We start from the raw sequence: 23935 nt of genomic DNA on the forward strand, positions 1-23935 counted from the left end.
CTTCATCATCGAGGCCTTCAGCCCCGGCGTGCCGCCATTCGACAGCTCCGACATCATCATCAGCTCGGCGGCCTCGAGCGCGCTGGCGCGCATCTCGGCAGAGGTCAGCCGGGCCTCGATACCAGGCTCCAGGGCGCCCAGATCGCGGGCCGTGCCCCGCAGGGCGGCCAGCCTCTGCAGCAGGCGCGGGCCATAGGACGAGCCGCCGCGCTCGAACTCGAGCAGGTATTTCGCGACCGTCCAGCCCTTGTCGACCTCGCCGATGACATTCGATTTCGGCACGCGCACATCGTCGAAGAAGACAGCATTCTGGATGTGCTCGCCCGACAGCATGATGATCGGATCGACGGTGACGCCGGGCGCGGTCATGTCGATGAGGATGAAGGTGATGCCCTGTTGCGGCTTGCCGGAGGCGTCGGTGCGCACCAGGCAGAACATCATGTTCGCTTCATGCGCGTGCGTCGTCCAGATCTTCGAGCCATTGCAGATGAAGGCGTCGCCATCGTCTTCGGCCGACATGGTGAGGGCCGCGAGGTCGGAGCCGGCATGCGGCTCGGAATAGCCCTGGCACCAGAAGTCTTCGCCCGACAGGATACGTGGCAGGTAATGCGCCTTCTGCTCGTCCGAGCCATGCCCGATCAGGGCCGGGCCGCACATGCCGATGCCCATGGGCGAGAGCGGCGGGGCGCCGGCTTTCGCCATCTCGACATCGAAGATGTAGTGCTGGGCGACACTCCAGTCGCAGCCGCCATGCTCGACCGGCCAGGACGGCGCCGCCCAGCCCTGCTCCACGAGGATCGCCTGCCATGCCAGCGCGACCTCCTTCTCGGCATAGACGCTGGTCATGCGGGCCGCATAGCGTTTCAGCTCGGGGGTCAGCTTGTCGGCCAGGAAGTCGCGCACCTCTTCGCGAAAGGCCTCTTCGGCGGGGCTGAAAGACAATTGCATGGTGACCTCCCTGCGGTTCTTGCCTGTCATGATGGCGCAGGCCACGCCCGCTTCAAGCCGTGCCCGCGCGTCAGCCCTGGAAGGAGGTCAGGGGCTCAGGCCCAGAGATCCCGCAGCAGGCGGGCAAAGGCGTCGGCGCGTTCGACAACGGACCAATGACCGGTATTGGCATTGCGGTGCAGTGGTGCGCCGGTCGTGCGGCAGAAGCGCTCGGCAGTCTCGACCGGCACGAACGGGTCGTCATCGCCCCAGAAGACAAGCCCACGATCCGGCAGGCGGTCGAGATCCTGTGTCCATTCCCGCGAGACATGGCGGGCTGAGCGGTAGAGCCTCAGAATGGCCTTGCGCATGTCCGGCGTCCAATGCGTGGCCTCCTCGCGCGCGAGCGCCTCGGGCATGCCGGCCTCGGCCAGCGCCGTGGCCATGCGCGTCTGGCTGGTCAGGGCCATGAAAAGCTCGCCCAGAAGGGGCGTCTGCCAGATACGGGCGGTTTGGTGCCATTTATAGTCAGGGTCCGGCAGGGCATTGGCGACCGCCCATGAGCGGATCAGGTCCGGGCGCAGCCAGGCGGCGCGGATGACCAGAAGCGCGCCCCAGTCATGGCCGACCAGATCGACCTGGCCGTTCTCCGGGCGATGCGTTTCGATATAGCCGACAAGCCAGTCGGCATACGCGTCTTTTGTGCAGGAAAAGCCGTCCGGAATGTCCGTCGAGAAGCCGGGAAGGGCAGGCGTGAGCACCGGGGCGGCCAGGTCACCGAGGGTGGCTTTCAGCGGCCCCCACATCGCCGGTGTGTCAGGCACGCCATGGACCAGTATCCGCATTGCTGCCTCCCCTTGTCGGCGTTGAGGATATCCCTTTCTTCCGGACGCGACAAATCCCGTCTTGCCTTCCCTACCGGAATGCTTGCTCTTGGCCTTCATCTGTTGGCATTTTGAAGAAAATCGACTGGAGGACAGCTTCATGAAGACAGCGATCACCGAGATGTTCGGCATCGAGCACCCGATCATTCAGGGCGGCATGCATTATGTCGGGTTTGCCGAAATGGCGGCCGCCGTGTCGAATGCGGGCGGCCTCGGCATCATCACCGCGCTGACGCAGAAGACGCCGGAGGATCTCGCCAATGAGATCGCACGCTGCCGGGAAATGACGGACAAGCCGTTCGGTGTGAACATCACCTTCCTGCCGTCGCTCAATCCGCCGGACTATCCGGGAATCGTAAAAGCCGTGATCGAGGGCGGCGTGACGGCCGTCGAGACGGCGGGCAACAATCCGCAGGAGGTTCTGCCGCACCTGAAGGATGCCGGTATCAAGGTGATCCACAAATGCACCTCCGTGCGCCACGCGCTGAAGGCACAGGCGATTGGCTGTGATGCGGTGAGCGTCGACGGGTTCGAGTGCGGCGGCCATCCGGGCGAGGACGATGTGCCGAACATGATCCTCCTGCCGCGCGCGGCCGACGAGCTCGAAATCCCCTTCGTCTCCTCCGGCGGTCAGGCCGATGGGCGCTCGCTCGTCGCCTCACTCGCCATGGGCGCCGACGGCATGAATATGGGCACCCGCTTCATCGCCACCAAGGAAGCGCCGGTCCACGAGAATGTGAAGCAGGCACTGGTCCAGGCCTCCGAGCTGGACACCCGCCTGGTCATGCGCCCGCTGCGCAATACCGAGCGCGTGCTGAACAACTCGGCGGTCGAGAAACTGCTCGAGAAGGAAAAGCGCCTCGGCAAGGACATCAAGTTCGAGGACATCATCGAGGAAGTCGCCGGGGTCTATCCGCGCGTCATGGAGAAGGGCGAGATGGATGCGGGCGCATGGTCCTGCGGCATGGTCGCCGGGCTGATCCATGACATCCCGACCTGCCAGGAGCTGATCGACCGGATCATGGCCGAAGCCCATGACATCATTGAGAACCGGCTGCGCGGTTTCCTGGGCACGAAAGAGGCCGTGGCGGCCGAGTAGGCTGAAGGCAAGGCGCCGCTGCGGAGCCCGCAATGTCTACATGCGGGCTTCGACGGCGCCGAGCCGGGCCAGCTCGTCGGCGCGCTCATTGCCTTCGTCGCCGTCATGGCCCTTGACCCATTTCCATTCGATCTCGTGGCGGTGACAGGCTGCATCAAGCGCCTGCCAGAGATCCTTGTTCTTGACCGGCTTTTTCGCGGCGGTTTTCCAGCCATTGCGTTTCCAGCCATGGATCCACTTGGTCAGCCCGTCCTTCACATACATGGAATCGGTATGAAGGCGCACTTTTGACGGCTTCTTGAGGGCCGAGAGCGCCTCGATGGCGGCCATCAGCTCCATGCGGTTGTTCGTGGTTTCGGCTTCGCCGCCATGCAGTTCCTTGCAGTGGTCGCCGGCGCGCATCACCGCGCCCCAGCCGCCGGGGCCGGGATTGCCGCTGCAGGCACCATCGGTCCAGATCTCGATCAGATTTGACATGAGAAACTGGCTCGCCCGGTTCGTCGGCGTCGTCAAGCTATGGCCTAGAAGACGTCTGCCTGAACCTGTGCAATCTGCTTTGCTGGCCGTACGATGAGCCGGAACAGCCCGGCACAGACAAGGCCTGCCGTTGCACCGATGAGGAGGCCGGTCACCAGGGCACCGGCGCCTGCGCTGGGCTGCATCATGAAGCCGACGGTTCCGGTGGTCCCGCCGACGAGCACGGCGCCCCAGATCACGCCCCAGCGATAGTAAGGTGCAGCCCGTGCAATGCCACGATGCGGAAAGCGGCCGAGCGACAGGCCGAGCACGAGCCAGGTGACCGGCAGCACGATAAAGAAGAGATACCAGTTGAACGCCGCCATCATGACAGCCACGAGCATGCCGGCCATAAGTCCGCTGGCCTGTTCGAACTGCGGTGGCTGCATATCCAGAACGGCCATCACGGTGCTGAAGGCGAATGCGCCCAGCCCGGCGACCAGGGCGACAGAGATCGAGGCCGCGATCCCGCAGAGAAAGCAGGCGAGGATCACCCGGCGGATCTTCGGTTTCTCATACCCCGCATAATCTCGGGGCGGCTCCCGCAGGCCACCTGTGACGGCGCCATTTGCTCCGAATTCCGGCATGATCGTCCCTCCACCCGTTGCAGCATGCCATGCGCGCCGGCTCAGGCAAGCCTGTCATTCGGGCATCAGCAAGGTCAGGCCGGGGCGAGACTCAGGCACCATACTCCGTGGCCGAGCCGGCCTTGCGGTGGAAGGCGAGCCGGGCGGCATAGTCGAGCGGGTTCTTCGGCTTGACCAGCGCCTCATCCGGGGTGTCTGTCCAGTCGACCAGGCGCGTCAGGAAGAAGCGCAGGGCCGCGCCCCGGCAGAGAACCGGCAGAGCGGCACGTTCGGCAGGTTGCAGCGGGCGGACGGACTCATAACCGCCGATCAGGGCCGTGCCTTTGGAGTAGTTGTATTCCGTGCCGCCTTCGAAGGCCCACGAATTGAGACACACGGCGATGTCATAGGCGAGCGCGTCGGTGCAGGCGAAATAGAAGTCGATGGCGCCGGTGAAGTCGTCGCCGATGAAGAAGGTATTGTCGGGGAAGAGGTCGGCATGGATCGTCCCACGGGGCAGAGCGAGGCTCTTGTCCCGGGCTTCCGCGACCGCCTCGAGATCGCTTGTGATCAGCTCTGCGAGGCCGGCTTGCAGCTCTTCTGCCGTCTGTTCGCGCCCATGCCACAGCTTCGGCCAGCTGGCGGGGCCGAGCGCATTCTCGCGAATTTGGGTGAAGTCATCGAGGGCGGCGTGCATGCGCGCCAGGGCTTCACCCATGGAACGGCACTGGGCGGGCGTCGGCCGGTTCGGCGAGAGCCCGTCGAGGAAGGTGACGATCACGGCCGGGCGGCCTTCCAGCTGTCTCAGGACCTCGCCATCGCGCGCCGCGACGGGGGCCGGACAGGGAAAGCCCTTGCTGGCAAGGTGCTGTTTGACCGCCATGAAATAGGGCAGGTCCTTGGGATCGGCCCGCCGTTCGAACAGGGTCAGGATGAACCGGCCCTGTTCGGTCTCGAGGTAATAGTTCGAGTTCTCGACGCCCTCGGCAATGCCCTTGAAGGCGAGCGGGCGCCCCAGGTCATAATCGCCCAGGAACGCCGCAAGCGCTTCGTCGCTGACGGATGTGTAAACGGCCATGCCGCCCTATTAGGAGGCGTAGCCGATCATGTCACGCTGCAGAGTCCGCCCGGCGAGCAGATAATGGATCGCAGCCCAGCCATAGAGGCAGCAGAAGAGGATGATCGACCATTGCAGGCCGCGTGCATCCGCACTCGTGCAGGCCGCCAGCGCGGCTTCGCCCAGGCCTTCCGCCTTGCAGGCTTCCAGCGTCAGGCCGAGCCCGGTGCCAGCCAGGAAGATCGACTTCAGGAAGGTCGACAGAATGCCGATAACCAGGGGGCCGAGCCCGTAGCCGAGCAGGTTCACCACGAACAGCGTGATGGCCACGGAGGTCGCCCGCATGCGGCTGTCGACCACCCCGCCGGCGATCGCATACATCGGGCCGAGATAGAAATAGTGCAGCAGCGCCGCGATCATGAGCGGCGGCAGGGCCAGGGCCACGGTCGGCGCGAGGAAGCCCAGGGCATAGAGCGGAACGGAAACCCCCATCCCCAGGGCCGGCAGCCAGGACAAGGCATTCGGGTGACGGGCCGACATCCGGTCGGCCAGCCAGCCCGAGGAGAAGACGCCGATAGCCGCCATCAGGCCGACAATCACCCCGAAGAGAAGGGAGGCGTCCTGAATGCTCAGGCCATGGGTCCGGATCAGGAAGGAGGTTGTGAACTGTGCAACGCCATAGCCGACAAAGGAGGCAATGGTGGCACCGATTACGACATGCCAGTAGGTCGGCTTTTTCGCCAGGATGCGCAGGGCTTCGCCGAAGGAGGCGCTTGGCTGGTTCTGCAGCTCCGGCGGATCGGTATAGCCGCGCGGCGGCTCTTTTACCGCCAGGCAGATCAGCAGCGCGACCATGATGCCCGGAATGCCGACCAGCATGAAGGCCAGGCGCCAGCCTTCGATATTCTGCCAGTCGAGGGCGTTCACCGCCCAGGTCCAGCCCCAGCTCTCAAGCATGGCGGCAAAGCCGGCCCCGTCGAGATTGCCGGCAATGAACCCCCCGAAGACAGCCGCAAACATCCCGCCCAGTGGGACGCCGAGTGCGTATATCGAGACTGCTGTCGAGCGGCTGGAAGGCTTGTAGTAATCTGCGATGAGCGAGTTGGCCGGCGGCGTACAGCCGGCCTCGCCGATGCTGACACCGATGCGGAAAATCATCATGATGGCGAAGGTGCCGGCAATGCCGCAGAGCGCCGTCATCAGGCTCCACAGGCCGATCGAGATGGTGATGATCCAGACCCGGCTGAACTTCTCGGAGAAGCGCGCAATCGGAATGCCGAGAAAGGTGTAAAGGATGGCGAAGGCCGGTCCGCCCAGGAGGCCCATCTGCCAGTCCTCGACCTCGAAGCTCGCCTTGATCGGCTCCGTCAGGATGTTGATGATCGTGCGGTCGATGAAGTTGAAGATATAGACCAGCAGAAGCGAACTCAGCACGAAGGCCCGGTAGCCGGGCGTGCCGAACCCTGTCTCATGGCCCGGTCGGGTATCTGCGGCGGCTGTGGCGGCGTCACTCATTTGGCGTCTCCTGTCGTCCAGTCTTGGCCGGGTTGATTGAAATCAGACATGCATGCCCGCGGCGGGCGTATGCGGATTGTAGCGGTCGCGGCTGAAATAGCGCGCTGCCATGAAATAGCAGGCGCCCGCCGCGACGAGGAATACGGCCGTGGCGGCCATGGAATTGCGAAGGCCGTCGGCATAGGCTTGGCAGAGTTCGGGCCCGTTCGCGCCTATGGCAGCCGGGTCGGTCCCGCAAAGACGCGGGTTGAAGCCGGCAGCAAGCTCGCTCAGCCCGGCCTTGGCGATTTCATGCCCCATGAAGAAGTCGCTCAGCGTTCCGACGAAAAGCGGGCCGATGCCATTGCCGATAAGGCTGACGATCAGCAGCAGGACCGAAATCGTGGTCGCGCGGGACTGCGGGCTGACAATGGCTGTGCCGACTGTGTATTGCGCACCGAGATAGGCGTAATGGGTGATGGCGGCGATGGCCCATAGCACGAAGGCGATGGACAGGGTGGGCGCGAAGAACGCCCCGACATAGGCGGGCACCGAGATAATGAGCCCGACGCCCGGAAGCCAGGCCGCCACAGTCGGAAACCGGTCTTCCAGTTTCTCCGACAGGAAGCCGCCCAGGAATGTCCCGCCAGCGGCGATCGCGGCCAACGGTGCGCCATAGAGCACAGCGGCGTCCCGCACGCCAATCCCGTGGACCCGCTGCAGGAAGGGCGCCTGGAAGCTGATCAGGCCATAGCCGACAAAGGCGACCAGGGCTGCACCGAGCGACAGCCACCAGAAGGTGGTCTTCTTTCCGAATTCGCGAAAGGCTTCGAAAAAGCCCGTGGTTTCGGCTTCGCGCGCCGATGGCGGATCGGAATAGCCGCGCGGGGGCTCTTTCATGGTGAGCAGGATGATGAGGCCCACAAGGACGCCGGGCAGGCCGACAATGAGGAAGGCGAGCCGCCAGCCCTGGACCTGCGTCCAGTCGACCCCGGAGAATAGCCCGCCCAGGCCGATTGAGGCGATCCAGTTGCCGAAGTCCGCGCCCTGCATGCCGGCAATCATGCCGCCGAAGAGTTGGGCGAGCACGCCGCCGATGGTGACCCCCATGGAGTAGATGCCGAGCGCGCCGGCTCGGCTTTTCGGCGGGAAGTAATCGGTGATGATCGAATTGGCGGGCGGTGTGCAGCCGGCTTCCCCGACCGCGACGCCGACGCGGAAGATGAGCAGCCAGAGGAAGGCGGTGGCGACCCCGCAGAGCGCGGTCATGACCGACCAGATAACGATACAGAGCGAAATGATGACGACACGGTTCGCCCGGTCGGCCCACATGGCGATGGGGATGCCCATGAGGGCATAGAAGATGGCGAAGGGCGGGCCGGCCAGAAGGCCCCACTGGGTGTCGCTGAGTTCGAAGGTGTTGATGATCGGCTGGGCGACGACCGTAATCAGCGTCCGGTCGATGAAGTTCAGCGTGTAGACCAGCATCAGGGAGATAAGAACGAAGCTCCGGTATCCCTTGGTACCGAAACCGGTCAGATGTCCCTGCTGTGCCGCAGCGGCCGTCTCGCTCATCCTGATTGTCTCCTCCGGGCGTCTCGTATCGGACGCTATATGAGTGTTGTTGACTATCACTGTTCGGGATGCAACCCCCGCCGTGACGTCATCGGGCGTGTCGCTTTTGCAGCGGCTGTCAGCATTCGTATGCACCCGTCATAAGGCCGCGACGCCAAGGGTCACCAGCCTGTATGGGAGGGGCACCGGGTGTCTTTTTCGCACCGTTTGGAGGAAACTGTGACGGCTCTCTATGAGGGTGTCCAGCGCTTCCGCGACGTCCGGTCGTCAGATGCTAGCGCTCATGCCTTCGCGCCCGTGCGGCGCATCCCAGTCAATGGAGGGGCCGGCGGGAACGATCCGGGTCGGGTTCACCATGTCGTGGCTCTCATAATAGTGATGCTGGGCATGGTAGGCATTCACCGTCTCGCGGATGCCGGGCCACTGATAGAGGTCGCGGGCATATGGCCAGAGATGCTCATAGTCGGCCAGGCGGCGGATATTGCATTTGAAGTGGCCATGATAGACGAGGTCGAAACGGTAGAGCGTCGTCCAGAGACGCCAGTCGGCCTCGGTCGGGACATCGCCCAGCAGGAAGCGGGAGCGTGAGAGTTTGTCATCCAGCCAGTCCAGCGAATCGAAAAGCGGATAGACGGCCTCTTCATACGCCTTCTGTGATGTCGCGAACCCGGCCTTGTAGACGCCGTTATTGACCGTGTCGTAGACGCGCGCATTGATCTCGTCGATGGCCTCGTGACGGGCGGCAGGGTAATAGTCGCCGGCGGTGGCGCCCGCCTCGTCGAAGGCCGAATTGAACATGCGGATGAGGTCGGCCGATTCGTTGGAGACGATGGTCTGCTTTTCCTTGTCCCACAGTGTTGGGACCGTGACCCGGCCGGTATAGTGGGGATCGGCCTTCAGGTAGACTTCGTACATGTATTTTGAGCCGAACAGCTTGTCGCCGACGATGCCATCGGCATCGGGCTGGAAGGTCCAGCCATTCTCGCCCATGAACCAGTGCGTCACGGACACATCGATCATGTCCTCCAGCCCCTTGAGCTTGCGGAAGATCAGTGCCCGGTGGGCCCAGGGGCAGGCATAGGAGACATAGAGGTGATAGCGCCCGGGCTCGGCCTTGAAGCCGCCTTCACCGGTTGGGCCGGGCGATCCGTCGGGCGTGATCCAGTTGCGGAACTGGCTTTCCGAGCGCACGAACTTCCCGCCGCTCGATTCCGTATCGTACCACTTGTCCTGCCAGATGCCGTTATTAAGAAGGCCCATCGTGTCTCGTTGCTCCTGTCTGAATGTCTGACAGAGCAACTAGGGGGCCGCGCCCACCGTTCCAGTCTGTTGCCCGGATAACGCCTATTCACACCGGGCATAGGACAATGAAAAAGACGGCCCGCGAGAGCTGCCGAGGGGCGGTCAGGATTTCGGGCGTTTCGCTTTCGGCCGTTTTGGCGGGCTGTCTCCGGTCGAGCCAGCACGATGATCGTGCTTGTGACGCTTCGGCTTTGACTGTTTCGGTGTTTCCCGAGGCCGGTTTTCAAGTTCGGAGGGCGGCGTCGGCCGGGGTTTGCGTGGTTTGTCTTCTGGCGACCATTCGACCCGGTGAGTCTTGGTTTTTTTCTTTTTCTTCGGCTTGTCGGAGCGAGAGGCCGACGCGCCTTTCTTGCCGGAATAGGCCGACCGCCCTGGTGGCTCGTCGCCCTCGCGCCACGCCGTGATCGACTTTTCGAGGCGGCCTTCCGCGCCGATCGTGGCGAAGAAAGGTTCTACACTGTCGGGTTTCAGCTCGACGCGACTGTGGGCCTCTTCGATGCGGATCGCCCCGATCTGGGTCCGGTCGAGTCCGCCTGACTTGCACAGCATGGGCAGCAGCCAGCGCGGCTCGGCGCCGGACTTGCGCCCGACAGACAAATTGATCCAGACGCCATTCTCGAAATCGTCGCGTGGGCTATGGGTGTCTCTCGACGGCCGGGGGGCACGTGGTTTCCGGCCATCCCGGCGGCCAGACGTTCCGCGATCTTCAGGTACGGGCATCAGCTCTTCAGGCGCTGACCGCTTGGCTCGGTTGAGAGCGACAAAGGCGGCCGCCACCTGTTCGGCGCCGTGAATATCAATCAGCGCTTTTGCCATCTCGCTGTCGGCCGTACTGACCGGCTCGGAGAGGGAGGGATGATTGAGAAGGCGCTCATCATCACGGCGCTGGATGTCCTCGGCCCCAGGCGCATCGGTCCAGCTTGCTTCGACCTTCGCGTCGCCCAGAAGCCGTTCGATACGGCGGCGCGCCTTGAAGGGAACGATCAGGACGCTGATACCCTTGCGGCCCGCCCGGCCTGTGCGGCCACTGCGGTGAAGCAGGCTTTCCTGATTGGTTGGCAGGTCGGCATGAATGACGAGATCGAGGTCGGGCAGGTCGAGGCCGCGGGCCGCGACATCGGTCGCGACGCAGACATTGGCGCGCCCGTCCCGCAGCGCCTGCAGGGCATGGGTGCGTTCCGTCTGGCTGAGTTCGCCGGACAGCGCCACGACGTTCATGCCGCGATTGTGGAAGCGCGCCAGAAGGTGGTTCACATTTGCCCGTGTCTTGCAGAAGACGAGTGCATTCTTCGCCTCATGAAAGCGCAGCACATTGATGAGCGCATTCTCGGTGTCGGCGGGCGCGACGATGTGGGCGCGGTATTCGATATCCCCGTGCTGGCCGGCATCGGCGATGGTATTCACCCGGACAGCATCACGCTGGAAATTTCCGGCCAGGCGCGCAATCGGTTTCGAAACCGTGGCCGAGAAGAGCAGAGTGCGGCGCTCTTCGGGGGCCGCCGCGAGGATGGTTTCGAGTTCTTCCCGGAAGCCGAGATCGAGCATTTCGTCGGCTTCGTCCATCACGACGACCCTGATCTCGTCGAGGACGAGGCCGCCGCGATTGATGTGGTCAACGAGCCGTCCCGGCGTACCGACGACGATATGGGCGCCGCGCTGCAGCGCCCGGCGCTCGTCGCGCGGATCCATACCGCCGACACAGGAGACAACCGAAGCGCTAGCCTGGGCATAAAGCCAGTCGAGTTCGCGGTGGACCTGCATGGCCAGTTCACGCGTCGGGGCAACGACAAGCGCCATCGGGTTTTCGGCATGATCGAGGCGTTCGGCGCCGCCAAGCAGGGAAGACGCCATGGCAAGGCCGAAAGCCACCGTCTTGCCTGACCCGGTCTGTGCGGAGACGAGCAGGTCCTGCTCGCCAAGGGCGGGGTCGAGCACAGCGGCCTGGACGGGGGTGAGGCTGTCATAGCCACGCGTGGCGAGGGCCTGGCCCAGGGCGGGCGCAACAGCGGGGTGGTCGGTCATGATTGGCTTCCGGATCATTCGGCCGCTCACTTCAGACGGCCTGACAGTCTGCCCGGGCCAACGGCCCGAAACCCTGTCGAAGCCGCCGACTTAATGGCCTTTCGCGCGCTTGGCTATGACCGCCATGACGTTGGGCGGATGATTTTTCAGATCAGACCTTGGGCCCGGAAACTCAATACCCCGGAGCGCGCCGCGATCAGATGGTCGTGCACCGTGATGTCGAGGGCATCGAGGGCGTCCATGATCTCGCGTGTCATGTCGATGTCGGGACGCGACGGTGTCGGGTCGCCGGACGGGTGATTGTGCACGAGGATCAGGCTCGAAGCCTGCAGTTCCAGCGCCCGCCGGGCGATCTCGCGCGGATAGACCGGGGCATGATCGACCGTGCCATGGCCCATGATCTCGTCTTCGATCAGCTGGTTCTTGCGGTCGAGGAAGAGGACCCGGAACTGCTCGCGGCCTTCATGCTGCAACTCGCGGCGGACATAGTCGGTCAGGGCCGTCCAGCTTGAGATAACGGGACGCGCCTTCAGCGTTTCACGCGTGGCGCGGGCTCCGATTTCGGCGGTGGCCTTGAGATAGGCCGCGACCGTCTCGCCGACGCCGGCGACCTTGGTGAGGTCTGCTGGGCGGGCGGCCAGCACGCCGCTCAGCGACCCGAAACGCGCCAACAGGGCCTTGGCGATCGGTTTCACGTCCCGGCGCGGGATAAAGGCAAACAGCAGGGTCTCAAGCAGCTCATAGTCTTCCAGAGCGTTCGAGCCGCGCTCGACCAGCTTGGTGCGCAGCCGGTCACGATGGCCCTGCCAGTGCGGTTTGGGTTTCGAGACGGGCCTCGACGGATTGAGGCCGAGCAAGGGGGCTTCTTCGAAGGATCTCATGAACACTCCCAGCCATCAGCATGAGCGTTCTTTTTATGTTCTCAATCTGCGCCGTGGTCAAGGGCCATAGCGAAACGCGATTAAAGCTGGACGGAGTGAGGGGTGTGCCAGCCCTTGGGCGAGGTGGTGAAGATCTCCACCCCATCCTCGGTCACGCCGACGGAATGCTCGAACTGGGCCGAGAGCTGGCGGTCCCGGGTCACGGCTGTCCAGCCATCCGGCAGGATGGCCGCATCCTTGCGGCCAAGGTTCAGCATCGGCTCGATGGTGAAGAACATGCCGGGCTGCAGTTCCGGGCCTGTGCCGGCGCGCGCGGAATGGACCACATTCGGCTCATCGTGGAAAAGCTGTCCAAGACCGTGGCCGCAGAAATCCTCCACGACCGAAAGCCGGTTCTTCGCGGCGATGGCGGAGATGGCGGCCCCGATGTCTCCGAACCGGTTGCCGGGTTTGACCGCGGAAATGCCGGCCATCATGGCCTCATAGGTCACGTCCATCAGCCGTTCGGCCTTCCGCTTCGGCTTGCCGGCGGCATACATGCGTGAGTGGTCGCCATGCCAGCCATCGAGGATCAGCGTCACGTCGATATTGGCGATATCGCCTTCCTTGAGCGGGCGGTCGCCCGGAATGCCGTGACAGATGACATGGTTGAGCGAAATGCATGAGGCGTGACGATAGCCGCGATAGCCGATCGTCGCCGACTGGGCGCCGTGATCGAAGACGAATTCCCGGATCAGATCATCGAGATGGGTCGTCGTGACACCGGGTTTGACCTCCGGCACGAGCATGTCGAGGCATTCGGCCACCAAGCGGCCGGCCTTGCGCATGCCCTCAAAGCCTTCTTCGTCATGGATCCGGATTTCGCCAGTCCGCATGGGCATGATCAGGTCTGCTTCAGTCATCACGTCTCGTCTCGATTCGTCCTGCAGGGCCGTTCGCTCGGCCCGCCCGGCGAATATGGCAGTCTTTGGGGCAAACTTCCACTCTTCGCGCTGTGTCTCGCCCTGTCAGGATTGCAGCGTGCGGGTCGATTCCTCGGCCTGCTTGGCCTCGGCGGCAAGCTTGTCCTGATCCTTCTGGGCGTAACGCTCCGGATCCTTGAACTCCTCGCGCGTGGCTTCTTCGCGCAGGGCACGCGCCTTGGGCGATTTCAATTGCGGGACGGCGACAGCCCAGATGAGAATGGCCAGAAGCGCCAGCGCGCCGATGGCATAAAGGATTTCGAGGGGCATGGTCTGTCTCCATTGCTGTGTCTCGAATCAATGCCTGGACGATGACCGCGTTCCGCCGGGCGGTGGCCGGAAGATCGGTTGAAGTCGGGAAATGCTTGCAGAGCAGGGTAGGGAGTCTATTTTCCGGCCATGACCAAGACACCTGTCACTGCCGCTGTCTGCCTCATCGGCGACGAGCTTCTTTCCGGGCGCACGCGCGATATCAATGTCCAGCAGATTGCCGGCTATCTTGCCCCGCTTGGTATTCCGGTCAGGGAGGTGCGTATCGTTCCCGACGAACAGGATTGCATTGTCGAAGCGGTCAACGCCTTGCGGAGCGCTTATAGCTACGTCTTCACGACGGGCGGCATCGGTCCGACCCATGACGACATTACCGCCGATGCCATTGCAGCGGCCTTCGGTGTCGGGATTGGCCATCATCCTGAGGTCTTCACCGACCTGCAGGCGCGCTATGACAAGATGGGCACCGAATTCACCGAGGCCCGCCAGCGCATGGCCCGCATTCCGCACGGGGCGAGCCTGATCGAAAACCCCGTCTCCGGGGCACCCGGCTTCCAGACTGGCAATGTCTTCACGCTCGCCGGCGTGCCGTCCATCGTACAGGGTATGCTGCAGGATGTCGGCCACCGGCTTGAGCATGGCGAAGTGGTGCGCAGCATAACTGTGCGCTCCTCCGGCTTGCGGGAAGGCGACATCGCCGAGCAGCTTTCCGCCCTGAATGAGGAACTCGATGGCGTCAGTCTCGGCTCATATCCCTGGTTTCGCTCGGTCACCGATCATGGGGTGGCGCTGATCGCGCGCTCGACCGATCAGGACAAGCTCAAGACCGCGGGCGAACGGCTCGTCGCGCTGGTCAGCGAGGCTGGCCGCGAAAGCGAGCTTCTCGAAGGCGAGGCGTCATGACGTCCCTCGTGCCATGGCTCACCCGGACGCCTGTCATCATCGCGTCCGGCCTTGCCATGGTGATCGTGGGGATCAGCTTTTCGCCTGTCCAGAAACTCATCGACGGGCCCTTGCTCGACATGATCTGGTCAGGCCCGGCGGCAGAGGCCCGTCTGGCCGAGATGACGGCCGTGCAGCGGACCGCGCACTTCTGGGGCACGGTGCTGAACGATACGGCCTATCCGATTTTCTATGGCGCTTTCCTGGCGGGCCTTTCCGGGCGGTTCGCGCCTCAGCGCTGGAAAGGCTGGGTCATGCTGCCGGCACTGCTGACTGTGGTGGCCGATCTGGCCGAGAACACGGTGCAGGCACTGGCCCTTTCGGGCACGGCCGACCTGCTCGGCCTGAAGAGCCTCCTGACGCCGGTCAAGTTCGGCCTGTTCACGGTTGCCGGGCTTCTGGCATTCGGTCTTGTCCTCTTTGCGCTGGCCCGCTGGGGCATACGGCGTGGACGGGGGAGCTAGGCTTCTGCCGTCTCCGCCAGCGCCCGATGAATGTCACTGACAACAACCGAGCCTTCCCCGACGCTTGAGGCGACGCGCTTGACCGATCCGATCCGCACATCGCCCACGGCATAGACACGTGGCCAGCTGGTCTCATAGCGCGTCGGCATCCGCTCCAGCAGCCAGCTCGCGCGCACCAGGTCGATATTGGCGAGATCCGTGCCCGTTTTGACGAAGCCCTTCTCGTCGCAGCTCATATGCGGCGGCAGCCAGTCGGTGAACGGAGCGGCCCCGATGAAGAGGAAGACAAAGGGCGTTTTAAGCTGCCCGCTTTCCTCGGTCTGGTTGTTGAGGAAAGTCATTTCGACCAGCCGGTCCTCGCTCGGGCTGGCGCCGTCTATGCCGTGGAGGGCCGCGATTTCACTTGAGGGATGCAGGTGAATGTTCGGCGTCTCTTCGAGGCGGCGGACAAGATATTCAGACATGGTCTGGCGAATGTCCGCCCGGCGATAGAGGACATGGACGGCCTTCGCCGTCTGGCTGAGAAACACCGCGCCCTGGCCGGCGGAGTTGCCGGCGCCGACAATCGAGACTTCCTGGCCCGTACAGAGCTGGGCTTCCATCGCAGTGGCGCCGTAATAGATCCCGCGGCCTTCATAGCGCTCCAGCCCCGGAATGGGCAGGCGGCGGTACTGCGCGCCCGTGGCGATGACAACGGCGCGTGAGCGCAGCCGGCGGCCATCCTGCAGCGTGATGCAATAGCCCTCGCCATCCCGGTCGAGGCCGGTGGCCTTGGCGGGCGCGGCGATGCGGGCGCCGAACTTCTGGGCCTGGATCGCTGCCCGCGCGGCCAGCTCGCGGCCCGAAACGCCCATGGGAAAGCCCAGATAGTTCTCGATCTTGGAAGAGGTGCCGGCCTGTCCGCCGGGGCCTTCGGAATCGAGGGTGAGCACGCTGAGCCCCTCCGAGGCGGCATAAACCGACGCGGCAAGACCGGCCGGGCCAGCGCCCACCACGATCACATCGGCCGTACTGCCATCCGGCAGCAGGTCCAGCCCGAAGGCCTCCGAAAGCTCGGCAATGCTTGGCCGCGATAGGAGGCGGGACCGCCCGCGAATGACGACAGGCAGGTCGTCCTCGGTGATTTCGCGGGCTTTCAGGATCGGCCAGGCCAGCGGATCCTTTATGGGGTCGAGCCAGCGGTGCGGCACCATGTGCTTCGCCAACAGGTCGCGCGCGGCAAAGACATTCCGGTCATGCGCATCGCCGATGACGATGACCGAGCCATGCTGGGCTTCATGCGCAAAGGCGCGCCGGGCCGTGAGTGTGCGCACGAAGATGTCGGAAAGGGCGGAGTTCTCGACCAGCAGGCGCTGGAAGGCGTCATGGCGAATGTGCAGGACGTCGCCTTCCTCGCCCATCTCCACCCGCGAGAGGGAGGCCTGTCCGGTCAGCACGGTGATGTCGCCGGCGAACTGGCCGCGTTCCATCCAGCCCACCCGCTTCTCGCCCTCGGCAGTTTCGACCAGGATATTGGTGAAGCCCGAGAGGGTTACGAGGCAGTCGGCCTTGGCGTCACCTTCGGCAATGAGCGGGTCGCCCGGCAAGTGATGGCGCACGCGGCCGTACGCCATGAGCTGTTCCAGCTCGGCATCGCTGAACGTATAATTCACATTGGCCGGCGGTTTTGTCATAGATTGCCTCTTGGATGACGCTGCGCCAGCAGGCTTAATCTGGCGCAAGAGAAAATAGGCAGACTTCCGGAGGAACGCCACATGTCCGATTCAATTGTCCTCGTCGAACGCGACGGGCCTGTCGCCATCGTGACCCTCAACCGTCCCGATGCGCTGAATGCGTTGAGCCGGGCGCTGCGCCGCGAGATCGTGAAGACGTTCCAGGAACTTGCCGAGGACGACACGGTGCGCGCTGTTGTGCTGACGGGCGCTGGACGGGCCTTTACGGCCGGCGTCGACCTCAAGGAAGCAGGCCAGACCGGTTTCGCGCTGGGCGCCGACGGTGGTGAGATCGACCTCGGCAAGGGGCTCGCCGCCTTTCCGTGGCCGATTATCGGCGCCATTAACGGCTTTGCGATCACCGGCGGCTTCGAGCTCGCCCTGATGTGCGACGTGCTGCTCGCCTCGGAGAGTGCGAAGTTTGCCGATACCCATGCCCGCGTCGGCATCATGCCGGGCTGGGGGCTGAGCCAGAAGCTCTCGCGCCTCATCGGGATCAGCCGGGCAAAGGAGCTCTCTTTCACCGGCAACTTCCTCGATGCCGAGACCGCGGAACGCTGGGGCCTGGTCAATCGCGTCTACGCGCCCGATGAGCTGCTGCCGGCGGCCATCCAGCTCGGCCATGATATGGCCAGTTGCGACGCGAACATGCTGAAGAACTACAAGCAGGTCATCGATGAGGGCTTCGCCATACCGTTCGGCGATGCCATGAAAATGGAGGTCAAACGGTCCGCCGAGCACGCCGCCGGCGTGACGGCGGAAAGTGTCGAGGCGGCGCGCCAGTCGGTCACACAGAGGGGCAGGGGACAACAGGGCTGATTTCCGCTAGGATAGGAAGACGGGCGTGGAGGCAACCCGGATGCTGTGCTCTGCGTTTATTTGACAACAGAACGTTGGAGCCAGCCATGACCTGCCGATCACTTATCCCCTTCGCCCTTGCGGCTCTCGCCCTGCCGGCGACGGCGCAGATTGCGACCAGCAATGAGGATGGTGCCACCGGCGCCTACAGTTCGGAGGTCGATTCCTCCTTCACCTCAGAGGGGCGTTTCGGCCCGCGCACGGCGATCGACGATCTCCGCGCCGGTGTGGACCGCGAGCAGGAGCTGCGTGAGAAGCTTCGCCAGAAGCAATTGCGTCATCCAGGCAGTACGGCCTCGAAGACGGCGATCGAGCCATATGTGCCGGGGGCTGAGCCTTCCGAGGAGGAAGGCGAGACCGCGAGCGAGCCGACGAATCCACAATAGACACCTCGAAGAGGCGTCTGCTTGCCCCCGCGGCATGGCCTTCCAGCCATGCTGAGGGCCTTGTCATGACGGTCGGAGTTGAGTGTAACTCACTCTATTCACCGCAGGAGGGCCCGCCATGAGAGACGTCGTTATCTGTTCCCCGCTTCGCACGCCTGTCGGCGGCTTTGGCGGAAGCTTCCGGGATGTGCAGGCGCACGATCTCGCCTCGCATGTCGTCAAGGAGCTGATGGCGCGGACAAAGCTGCCGGCCGAGGCAGTCGAGGACAGTGTTTTCGCGCAATGCTATCCGTCCATGGAGGCCCCGGCGCTGGGCCGCGTCGTCGCGCTCGATGCCGGTCTTACGACGGGCACGGCGGGTATCCAGATCGACCGGCGCTGTGGCTCGGGCCTGCAGGGGGTGATCTACGCCATCATGCAGATCGCCACCGGGGCCAGCGATGTGATGATTGCCGGTGGTGCCGAAAGTATGTCGAACGCGCCTTTCTTTTCCACGCATATGCGCTGGACCATCAAGGGCGACGGCCTGATGCTGCACGACGGCCTGACGCGCGGGCGCTATACCGCCGGCGGCAAGAACCACCCTGTGCCGGGCGGGATGATCGAGACGGCGGAGAACCTTCGCCGCGATTATGACATCTCGCGTGAGGCTCAGGACGAATTCGCCTACAACTCCCACATGAAGGCAGCCGCCGCGCAAAAGAGCGGCAAGTTCGCCGAGGAAATCGTGCCCTATACGATCAAGGGCCGGAAGGGCGATACGATCGTCTCCGAGGATGAGCATATCCGTCCGGATTCCAGCCTCGAGAAACTGTCCACCCTGCGCGCCATCTTCGGCAAGAAGGATCCGGAGGCCACGGTCACGGCGGGCAACGCCTCCGGCCAGAATGATGGGGCGGCGGCCTGCATCGTCTGCACACGCGAGGCCGCCGACAAATATGGCCTGAAACCGCTGGCGCGGCTGGTCTCCTGGTCGGTGGCCGGGGTCGGGCCCGAAGTCATGGGGATCGGGCCTGTGCCGTCCAGCCAGAAGGCGATGGACCGGGCCGGGCTCAAACTGTCCGACATCGATGTGATCGAGCTGAACGAGGCCTTCGCCGCGCAGGTGCTCGCCTGCACCAAGGCGCTCGGCTTCGAGGACGAGGATTATGAGCGGCTGAACGTCAATGGCTCCGGCATCTCGCTCGGCCATCCGGTGGGCTGTACGGGCGTGCGGATCCTGACGACCATGCTCAACGAGATGGAGCGGCGCGAGGCGCGCTATGGGCTGGAAACCATGTGCATTGGTGGCGGCCAGGGGCTCGCGGCGGTCTTCGAGCGCGTGACCTAGCCGAGCATCAAGGCTGGTCGTTACCCTCACCTGAAGGCGCTGTGGTTTCGGCAAAAACCGCGTTCAGATAGGCGGCGAGCCGGATGCCGCCCTTTGAGAGGCGGCCCCGGATGGTGCCGAGATGGTCGTAGACATAGCCATAGGACAGGTCGCGGTCATTCTCTGGCGGATAGATGCCGTCGCGGATGGCGGCGCTCTCATCGGCCCAGTCGGCCGGCGATGAGGCCGACCATTTCGCGATGTCTTCGGGGCTGATCTTCGCGTCCAGCCAGTCTGTCCATTCGGTGTAGGAGAGTTTCTGCCGGTCGATGATCTCCATGTCCCAGACGGAGTGGAGATTGGTGAGAGTGTCGAAAAAGGAGACCATGACATCGTTCCCGCCACGGTCGGTGCCGTTCCCGGCATGTAGCGGCTGCTGCAGGTCGCCGACAATGTGGACGACGAAGCGCAGGGCGCGCTGTTTGTCTTCCCGGCTTGCGGAGGCGTCGAGCAGGATCTCGCGGAAGTTGGCCAGGGCGGTAATGGCGTCACCTTCCTCCGGGATCTCGGCGGTCTCATAGGTCTGCCCGTCAGGGATGGTGACATAGTGCCAAGGATAAGCCTCGTCCTGCCAGAACGGCTCCGGGCTGGAGCGCATGAAGTCCGGCCAAGTCGAGGCCTCCGCGAGGCCTTCCGGGCCGAGAATGTCTTCGACAGCGGCTTTCGCTTCTGGGGATAGGTGGCGTGCCGCAATTTCGCCTATGACGCGATGGCCTGTCTTGTCCCAGGCGATTGCAGGCGCGCTTGCCGTCAGGACCAGTACCAAAGCCGAAAGGCCCACGCGAAACAGTCGATTGCCCATGAAGATCATCCTCGTCACTTGCACAGAGATTATCTTCAATAGCGGGCGAATATGTCAGGTCTACGCAATAGCTGCAGCAGGCGCCGCCGGCGACGCGCCATTTCGGGCCTTGTGCTGATTACGCTTTCACCTGTATTCCATCGGTTCCCGGGCGAGGCGAGGAGAGGGGGCATGGATGGCTGCTCGTCTCATTGCAGGCATCGGGGCGTCAGCGGGCGTGGCGAAATTGGTAAACGCAAGGGACTTAAAATCCCTCGGCCGTATGGCCTTGCCGGTTCAAGCCCGGCCGCCCGCACCACATGTTCAGCGGTTTACGAGACGCGATTGTCGGCGTTTTCGTCCTCGCGCCCGGCGATGGCATTGTCGATTTCAGCCTTGCACTCGGGGATCTTGCGCAGGTCCGTTTCGCTGACGATCAGGGCGGAATGCACTTCACCATTATCTTCGGAAAGGGGCAGGGCATAATCGCCGGTTGCGTGACCGAAGTCCGATTCCACGGGGATGAGCGGCAGGCCGACACGGCAGGCGTCGGTTACGGTTTTCTGCTCTGCGGAGGTGAGTTGCACCTCCTGAGCGGCAGCCGCGCCCGTCATGATGGTCAGGCCGGCCAGTGCGGAGATGATCGTTTTCGAAACTGTCATGGGGTTTCTCCCCGTTTCTGCGAAAGTTACAACAGAAAACGCCACCATGCCGGACTTGTTCCCGTCTGGGCGGGCAAATTTTAACACTTTTTAAGATGTTGCGGTCTTGCCACACCCGGATCGAATCATCCGGTGTGCACGAGGATGAAAACGAAGACCGAGTAGAGCGCCGAAAGTGTAATGAACTTGCCGGCCGCGGCCAGCATGAAGGGGCGCAGATCGTGCCAGCTGGTATCGCGGGAGATCTCGGCAACCTCGCGGGCAATCTCCTGGGTGAGATCGTCCATCTTGTGCCCGCCAAGGGCAAGCATGATTTTCGTCGTGCGGCCCGGCTCGAAATCCTCGGCCTCGTCGAGGACCTGCTCGAACACCTGTGCGGCGACAACTTCACCGACAGCCTTTCGCGGGCGCCAGCCATAATCGTGCAGCTTGGTCAGAACCAGCCGCAAGGTCGGAAAGACGACGATGGCGTCCCGGAGCAGGAAGCCGGCGATCAGCACCGCGATGCTGATCGAGAAGGCGATATGGGGGTAAAGCCCGAGACGGTAGCCAAACCAGGCCAGAACCAGCAGCAGCGCCTTGACGAAAACCGACTGGACGAACTGCGTGATGTTGTGGCGGAGATAGGCTTCCGCATGTCCGCGCAGCCGCTCGCGGGCTTCTTCGGCTGCGCGGTGAATGATCGACTGTTTCTTGCGATTGATCGCGCCGGAGATGACCTTTCGGCCAATTGTGACGCCTGTGGTCAGCGCCGATACGAACAGAAACGCACTTCTCAGCATATGACCCTCCATGGGAGGGCTGGCATCAGACCGGATCTGTCGAATCGGAGATGAAGCATCTCCCCACTAAATCAGTTCATCGACCAATTTTTGCAAGCTCTTGCCGACCTGGTCGGGGTGGCTGACCACCATATAGCCCGCGGCCAGCGCCATGGAGGCTGCTGCAATCGGCCGGCGTTCCGCCAGCGACGCAATGGCATCGAAGGGCAGGTCGGCCAGCATGTCGGCTGTTGCGTGCTCGAACTGGTCAAGCTCCACTTCGGTCGGTTTGCCGGGCTTCAGGAAAATGAAAACACAGGTCAGCCCGATGGCAAGCAGAACACACCCAGCCGTCACGGTTGCCCATAGCAGCCCTATGACAGGGACAAGGGCAATCACACCGGCAACGGTGAGCGCAGTTGTACCGGCGAGACCGAAGAAGGCCGCGCCGGCACCTGCGAGCAATCGCATTTTGGCTACATCCATTGGGTCGGCCTATTTCCGGCGCAATGCTGCCAGCAGCACACCGGTGCCAAAGGCAATACCCACGGACGCAAGCGGATTTTGACGGACCTTCGTCTCGACATAATCCTTGGCGCTGGAAGCGCGTTCACCGGCCTTCGTGGCATATTCCCGGCCGCGCTCGAGATTCTTGTCGAATTCGGCGCTGGAACGGCCCTTCAGATATTGCCCGGAATTGTTGGCAAGGGATTGCAGATCGTCACGCAGCTGCGCGATATCGTGCTTGAGGGCATCGTAATCGTTAGAAGCTGCCTTGGCTGCCGCCGAGGTGGCCTCATTGGTACCATTGGTCGTTGTTTTCGTCGCCATAGTTGTGTCTCCTGGCATGAATTACTACACCCCATTAACGAGGGTAGGGGCATCCATGTTCCATGGTCAGGCCGAAGGGGTCGGAAAAATCAGGAACCACGATTGGGGCTCCCGCTTTGTGTAGGAGATGACAGTGTTCAAGAGACGACTGGCTCAATATGTCCAGCTGGAAAATGATGCGTGGACGGTCTTTGACACCCTTGAGCGTCAGGACACGGTCTATGAAGCGGGCAAGGACCTGATCCGGGCGGGCGAACCGGCCCAGCAGGTCTTCATCCTGCAGTCGGGCTGGGCGTTGCGCTATCGCCTGCTGGAGGATGGGCGCCGCCAGATCGTGAATTTCATGCTGCCGGGGGACGTCTTCGACCTTCAGGCCCTGGCGGATCTAACGGCGGACCATTCCGTGACCGCGGTGACGGAGTGTCATGTCTCGGCGATCCCGTCCGAGCCCTTTATCGACATGCTGAAGCATTCCGGGCATCTGGCGTCTGCCTTCTGGTGGTCAGCCGTTCAGGAGGAATCGATCCTGCGCGAGCAGATTGTCCGCATCGGGCGGCGTTCCGCGCGTGAGCGGATCGGCCACCTGCTGCTGGAGCTTCACCGGCGCTATGTCGGCGCGACCGGTGAGGATATCGACCGGCTGACCATGCCGCTGACCCGGGCCGACATTGCCGATGCGCTGGGGCTGACGCCTGTCCATGTTTCACGGACCATGTCGGCCATGCGCCGGTCAGGTCTGATCACCGAGGAGAAGGGGGCGATCACGCTGGAAGACCGGGAGCGCCTAGCGCGTCTCTCGCTCTTCGATATGGACTATTTGCACCTCAAAAAACTCAATCTTCTCAACCCGAAAGCCGCCAATCCGATCTACACTGGCCGCGGGGTTGATGCAGATTAATATGGGAACCGCCCCTGTGGTTTAACGGTTATCTGCATCTGAAACGATGCACATACACGAACCACATACACTGGCCTCTAGCCGCGAATCCCTGCTGCGCCGTATCCGGCGCATGGGCCTGATTCTGACCGGGGACCAGAAGCTGGCCGACGGTATTCTGGAAGACGCTTTTACCCAGGCCCGCAAGGCTTTCGACGCGACCTCTGACATCTCCGGCAAGGATATCTTCAAGCTCGGCTTTGACGCTTTCGATGACGCCGTTCACAGGAAGGGTGTGGTCGTCCTTCTGAACAGGGGCGCCAAACCCGGCGGAACCCTGAGCGAGCGGGTCAACAGCCTTTCCTATGTGGAACGCGTTGCGATCGCCCTTCTGCTGGTTGAGAACATGACACCGAAGGCTGGGGCGATCCTCTCCGGACGTCCGCCCAGCGTGCTGGAACATGCCTTGGGCGAGGCTATGACAAAACTGGAAATAGACAGGACTTCACAAGATGGGTCGTGAACAATCTGGTTCTCGAAGCGCACTCAAGGACAAGCTCAAAACAATAGATGTCGGACAGGCCGATGAAGAGCTCGTCGACGCATTCAACTCGCTGGCCGACTGCGATGCCGCCAGCGAGGAAGACGCGCGCGCCCAGAGTGAGGACGGGTCGGAGGTCGATCATGTCCGCACGGGCGGGAAACCCAGGGCGGGCGAGAACAAGCAGGCGAATTAG

27 protein-coding genes and 1 tRNA gene are annotated in these 23935 nt (G+C 63.2%); 10 read left to right on the forward strand and 18 right to left on the reverse strand.

Annotation, left to right across the window (positions count from 1 at the left end; all coding sequences use genetic code 11):
• Together B8784_RS19430 and B8784_RS19435 are read right to left on the reverse strand one after the other, a co-directional pair.
• On the reverse strand, positions 1 to 948 hold a 948-nt coding region (locus B8784_RS19430; RefSeq protein ID WP_084399797.1), incomplete at its 3' end, for an acyl-CoA dehydrogenase family protein.
• 95 nt (positions 949 to 1043) lie between these two features.
• The gene (locus B8784_RS19435; protein WP_169712634.1) at positions 1044 to 1772 is read right to left on the reverse strand and encodes an alpha/beta fold hydrolase; all 729 of its coding nucleotides are present in this window, start codon (positions 1770 to 1772) and stop codon (positions 1044 to 1046) included.
• A 139-nt stretch (positions 1773 to 1911) separates the two neighbouring features.
• On the opposite strand from B8784_RS19435, the gene B8784_RS19440 reads away from it, so the two are divergent.
• Complete coding sequence (locus B8784_RS19440; RefSeq protein WP_084399799.1) at positions 1912 to 2910, forward strand: NAD(P)H-dependent flavin oxidoreductase; 999 nt, start codon at positions 1912 to 1914, stop codon at positions 2908 to 2910.
• Positions 2911 to 2946: 36 nt separating this feature from the next.
• Here the strand turns inward: B8784_RS19440 and rnhA are convergent, their stop codons facing one another.
• The 10 genes from rnhA to B8784_RS19490 all read right to left on the reverse strand — a co-directional run bounded on the left by rnhA (position 2947) and on the right by B8784_RS19490 (position 13555).
• Positions 2947 to 3387, reverse strand: a complete 441-nt coding sequence (gene rnhA / locus B8784_RS19445; RefSeq protein WP_084399800.1) for a ribonuclease HI — start codon at positions 3385 to 3387, stop codon at positions 2947 to 2949.
• A gap of 44 nt (positions 3388 to 3431) precedes the next feature.
• Positions 3432 to 4013 (reverse strand): hypothetical protein, encoded by a 582-nt coding sequence (locus tag B8784_RS19450; RefSeq protein ID WP_084399758.1) that lies wholly within the window; start codon positions 4011 to 4013, stop codon positions 3432 to 3434.
• 91 nt (positions 4014 to 4104) lie between these two features.
• Positions 4105 to 5070 carry a homoserine kinase gene (locus B8784_RS19455; RefSeq protein ID WP_084399760.1) on the reverse strand — a complete coding sequence of 322 codons (966 nt, stop codon included), beginning with the start codon at positions 5068 to 5070 and terminating at the stop codon, positions 4105 to 4107.
• 9 nt (positions 5071 to 5079) lie between these two features.
• Positions 5080 to 6564, reverse strand: coding sequence for a spinster family MFS transporter (locus B8784_RS19460; protein WP_084399761.1), 1485 nt, complete (start codon positions 6562 to 6564; stop codon positions 5080 to 5082).
• Between the two features lie 42 nt (positions 6565 to 6606).
• Entirely contained in the window at positions 6607 to 8118 is a 1512-nt protein-coding gene (locus tag B8784_RS19465) for a spinster family MFS transporter (RefSeq protein ID WP_084399762.1), read from the reverse strand.
• Positions 8119 to 8385: 267 nt separating this feature from the next.
• Entirely contained in the window at positions 8386 to 9378 is a 993-nt protein-coding gene (locus B8784_RS19470; RefSeq protein ID WP_084399763.1) for a glutathione S-transferase family protein, read from the reverse strand.
• 144 nt (positions 9379 to 9522) lie between these two features.
• A complete protein-coding gene (locus tag B8784_RS19475; RefSeq protein ID WP_084399801.1) occupies positions 9523 to 11442 on the reverse strand; it encodes a DEAD/DEAH box helicase in 1920 nt (639 codons plus the stop codon).
• A 146-nt stretch (positions 11443 to 11588) separates the two neighbouring features.
• The gene (gene radC / locus B8784_RS19480; RefSeq protein WP_084399764.1) at positions 11589 to 12323 is read right to left on the reverse strand and encodes a RadC family protein; all 735 of its coding nucleotides are present in this window, start codon (positions 12321 to 12323) and stop codon (positions 11589 to 11591) included.
• Between the two features lie 80 nt (positions 12324 to 12403).
• Positions 12404 to 13225: a type I methionyl aminopeptidase gene (gene map / locus B8784_RS19485; RefSeq protein ID WP_084399765.1), complete on the reverse strand. Its 822-nt coding sequence runs from the start codon at positions 13223 to 13225 to the stop codon at positions 12404 to 12406.
• A 105-nt stretch (positions 13226 to 13330) separates the two neighbouring features.
• Complete coding sequence (locus B8784_RS19490; protein ID WP_084399766.1) at positions 13331 to 13555, reverse strand: hypothetical protein; 225 nt, start codon at positions 13553 to 13555, stop codon at positions 13331 to 13333.
• A gap of 129 nt (positions 13556 to 13684) precedes the next feature.
• Between B8784_RS19490 and B8784_RS19495 the strand changes: the two genes are divergently transcribed.
• On the forward strand, positions 13685 to 14458 hold the full coding sequence (locus tag B8784_RS19495; RefSeq protein ID WP_084399767.1) for a competence/damage-inducible protein A: 774 nt from the start codon (positions 13685 to 13687) through the stop codon (positions 14456 to 14458).
• Positions 14455 to 14961 (forward strand): hypothetical protein, encoded by a 507-nt coding sequence (locus tag B8784_RS19500; protein WP_084399768.1) that lies wholly within the window; start codon positions 14455 to 14457, stop codon positions 14959 to 14961. The genes B8784_RS19495 and B8784_RS19500 overlap by 4 nt, the downstream gene beginning before the upstream one ends.
• Here B8784_RS19500 and B8784_RS19505 read toward each other — a convergent pair.
• Positions 14958 to 16634 (reverse strand): FAD-dependent oxidoreductase, encoded by a 1677-nt coding sequence (locus B8784_RS19505; RefSeq protein ID WP_084399769.1) that lies wholly within the window; start codon positions 16632 to 16634, stop codon positions 14958 to 14960. The genes B8784_RS19500 and B8784_RS19505 overlap by 4 nt on opposite strands.
• 81 nt (positions 16635 to 16715) lie before the next feature.
• Here B8784_RS19505 and B8784_RS19510 point away from each other — a divergent pair, with 81 nt between their 5' ends.
• The 3 genes from B8784_RS19510 (at position 16716) to B8784_RS19520 (ending at position 19247) form a co-directional block, all read left to right on the forward strand.
• On the forward strand, positions 16716 to 17492 hold the full coding sequence (locus B8784_RS19510; protein WP_084399770.1) for an enoyl-CoA hydratase: 777 nt from the start codon (positions 16716 to 16718) through the stop codon (positions 17490 to 17492).
• 86 nt (positions 17493 to 17578) lie between these two features.
• On the forward strand, positions 17579 to 17917 hold the full coding sequence (locus B8784_RS19515; RefSeq protein ID WP_084399771.1) for a hypothetical protein: 339 nt from the start codon (positions 17579 to 17581) through the stop codon (positions 17915 to 17917).
• 118 nt (positions 17918 to 18035) lie between these two features.
• Positions 18036 to 19247 carry an acetyl-CoA C-acetyltransferase gene (locus B8784_RS19520; RefSeq protein WP_084399772.1) on the forward strand — a complete coding sequence of 404 codons (1212 nt, stop codon included), beginning with the start codon at positions 18036 to 18038 and terminating at the stop codon, positions 19245 to 19247.
• 7 nt (positions 19248 to 19254) lie between these two features.
• Here the strand turns inward: B8784_RS19520 and B8784_RS19525 are convergent, their stop codons facing one another.
• Positions 19255 to 20097 carry a S1/P1 nuclease gene (locus B8784_RS19525; RefSeq protein WP_084399773.1) on the reverse strand — a complete coding sequence of 281 codons (843 nt, stop codon included), beginning with the start codon at positions 20095 to 20097 and terminating at the stop codon, positions 19255 to 19257.
• A gap of 202 nt (positions 20098 to 20299) precedes the next feature.
• On the opposite strand from B8784_RS19525, the gene B8784_RS19530 reads away from it, so the two are divergent.
• Positions 20300 to 20386 (forward strand) — tRNA-Leu (locus B8784_RS19530).
• 13 nt (positions 20387 to 20399) lie between these two features.
• Here the strand turns inward: B8784_RS19530 and B8784_RS19535 are convergent.
• The 4 genes from B8784_RS19535 to B8784_RS19550 all read right to left on the reverse strand — a co-directional run bounded on the left by B8784_RS19535 (position 20400) and on the right by B8784_RS19550 (position 22321).
• Entirely contained in the window at positions 20400 to 20729 is a 330-nt protein-coding gene (locus B8784_RS19535; RefSeq protein WP_084399774.1) for a hypothetical protein, read from the reverse strand.
• 125 nt (positions 20730 to 20854) lie between these two features.
• Complete coding sequence (locus tag B8784_RS19540; RefSeq protein WP_084399775.1) at positions 20855 to 21511, reverse strand: hypothetical protein; 657 nt, start codon at positions 21509 to 21511, stop codon at positions 20855 to 20857.
• A gap of 66 nt (positions 21512 to 21577) precedes the next feature.
• Positions 21578 to 21961 carry a hypothetical protein gene (locus B8784_RS19545; RefSeq protein WP_233356253.1) on the reverse strand — a complete coding sequence of 128 codons (384 nt, stop codon included), beginning with the start codon at positions 21959 to 21961 and terminating at the stop codon, positions 21578 to 21580.
• Positions 21962 to 21985: 24 nt separating this feature from the next.
• Positions 21986 to 22321, reverse strand: coding sequence for a DUF883 family protein (locus tag B8784_RS19550; protein WP_158085754.1), 336 nt, complete (start codon positions 22319 to 22321; stop codon positions 21986 to 21988).
• Positions 22322 to 22448: 127 nt separating this feature from the next.
• Between B8784_RS19550 and B8784_RS19555 the strand changes: the two genes are divergently transcribed.
• From B8784_RS19555 to B8784_RS19565, 3 genes are read left to right on the forward strand one after another with little or no spacing between them, the layout of a single operon-like run.
• The gene (locus tag B8784_RS19555) at positions 22449 to 23219 is read left to right on the forward strand and encodes a Crp/Fnr family transcriptional regulator (protein WP_084399778.1); all 771 of its coding nucleotides are present in this window, start codon (positions 22449 to 22451) and stop codon (positions 23217 to 23219) included.
• A 46-nt stretch (positions 23220 to 23265) separates the two neighbouring features.
• Entirely contained in the window at positions 23266 to 23721 is a 456-nt protein-coding gene (locus B8784_RS19560) for a hypothetical protein (RefSeq protein ID WP_143435638.1), read from the forward strand.
• Entirely contained in the window at positions 23711 to 23935 is a 225-nt protein-coding gene (locus B8784_RS19565) for a hypothetical protein (protein ID WP_084399780.1), read from the forward strand. The genes B8784_RS19560 and B8784_RS19565 overlap by 11 nt, the downstream gene beginning before the upstream one ends.

Source organism: Henriciella aquimarina (assembly GCF_002088975.1).
GTDB classification, from domain to species: Bacteria; Pseudomonadota; Alphaproteobacteria; order Caulobacterales; family Hyphomonadaceae; genus Henriciella; species Henriciella aquimarina.

Bases quoted from the DNA above. Each gene is read 5' to 3' on its own strand.
- B8784_RS19490 (WP_084399766.1), bottom strand. From the start codon at position 13,555: ATGCCCCTCGAAATCCTTTATGCCATCGGCGCGCTGGCGCTTCTGGCC.
- B8784_RS19435 (WP_169712634.1), bottom strand. From the start codon at position 1,772: ATGCGGATACTGGTCCATGGCGTGCCTGACACACCGGCGATGTGGGGG.
- B8784_RS19495 (WP_084399767.1), top strand. From the start codon at position 13,685: ATGACCAAGACACCTGTCACTGCCGCTGTCTGCCTCATCGGCGACGAG.
- B8784_RS19565 (WP_084399780.1), top strand. From the start codon at position 23,711: ATGGGTCGTGAACAATCTGGTTCTCGAAGCGCACTCAAGGACAAGCTC.
- B8784_RS19460 (WP_084399761.1), bottom strand. From the start codon at position 6,564: ATGAGTGACGCCGCCACAGCCGCCGCAGATACCCGACCGGGCCATGAG.
- B8784_RS19520 (WP_084399772.1), top strand. From the start codon at position 18,036: ATGAGAGACGTCGTTATCTGTTCCCCGCTTCGCACGCCTGTCGGCGGC.
- radC (WP_084399764.1), bottom strand. From the start codon at position 12,323: ATGAGATCCTTCGAAGAAGCCCCCTTGCTCGGCCTCAATCCGTCGAGG.
- B8784_RS19465 (WP_084399762.1), bottom strand. From the start codon at position 8,118: ATGAGCGAGACGGCCGCTGCGGCACAGCAGGGACATCTGACCGGTTTC.
- B8784_RS19475 (WP_084399801.1), bottom strand. From the start codon at position 11,442: ATGACCGACCACCCCGCTGTTGCGCCCGCCCTGGGCCAGGCCCTCGCC.
- B8784_RS19510 (WP_084399770.1), top strand. From the start codon at position 16,716: ATGTCCGATTCAATTGTCCTCGTCGAACGCGACGGGCCTGTCGCCATC.
- B8784_RS19450 (WP_084399758.1), bottom strand. From the start codon at position 4,013: ATGCCGGAATTCGGAGCAAATGGCGCCGTCACAGGTGGCCTGCGGGAG.
- B8784_RS19500 (WP_084399768.1), top strand. From the start codon at position 14,455: ATGACGTCCCTCGTGCCATGGCTCACCCGGACGCCTGTCATCATCGCG.
- B8784_RS19470 (WP_084399763.1), bottom strand. From the start codon at position 9,378: ATGGGCCTTCTTAATAACGGCATCTGGCAGGACAAGTGGTACGATACG.
- map (WP_084399765.1), bottom strand. From the start codon at position 13,225: ATGACTGAAGCAGACCTGATCATGCCCATGCGGACTGGCGAAATCCGG.
- B8784_RS19550 (WP_158085754.1), bottom strand. From the start codon at position 22,321: ATGGCGACGAAAACAACGACCAATGGTACCAATGAGGCCACCTCGGCG.
- B8784_RS19455 (WP_084399760.1), bottom strand. From the start codon at position 5,070: ATGGCCGTTTACACATCCGTCAGCGACGAAGCGCTTGCGGCGTTCCTG.
- B8784_RS19525 (WP_084399773.1), bottom strand. From the start codon at position 20,097: ATGATCTTCATGGGCAATCGACTGTTTCGCGTGGGCCTTTCGGCTTTG.
- B8784_RS19560 (WP_143435638.1), top strand. From the start codon at position 23,266: ATGCACATACACGAACCACATACACTGGCCTCTAGCCGCGAATCCCTG.
- B8784_RS19440 (WP_084399799.1), top strand. From the start codon at position 1,912: ATGAAGACAGCGATCACCGAGATGTTCGGCATCGAGCACCCGATCATT.
- B8784_RS19535 (WP_084399774.1), bottom strand. From the start codon at position 20,729: ATGACAGTTTCGAAAACGATCATCTCCGCACTGGCCGGCCTGACCATC.
- B8784_RS19505 (WP_084399769.1), bottom strand. From the start codon at position 16,634: ATGACAAAACCGCCGGCCAATGTGAATTATACGTTCAGCGATGCCGAG.
- rnhA (WP_084399800.1), bottom strand. From the start codon at position 3,387: ATGTCAAATCTGATCGAGATCTGGACCGATGGTGCCTGCAGCGGCAAT.
- B8784_RS19515 (WP_084399771.1), top strand. From the start codon at position 17,579: ATGACCTGCCGATCACTTATCCCCTTCGCCCTTGCGGCTCTCGCCCTG.
- B8784_RS19545 (WP_233356253.1), bottom strand. From the start codon at position 21,961: ATGCGATTGCTCGCAGGTGCCGGCGCGGCCTTCTTCGGTCTCGCCGGT.
- B8784_RS19540 (WP_084399775.1), bottom strand. From the start codon at position 21,511: ATGCTGAGAAGTGCGTTTCTGTTCGTATCGGCGCTGACCACAGGCGTC.
- B8784_RS19555 (WP_084399778.1), top strand. From the start codon at position 22,449: ATGACAGTGTTCAAGAGACGACTGGCTCAATATGTCCAGCTGGAAAAT.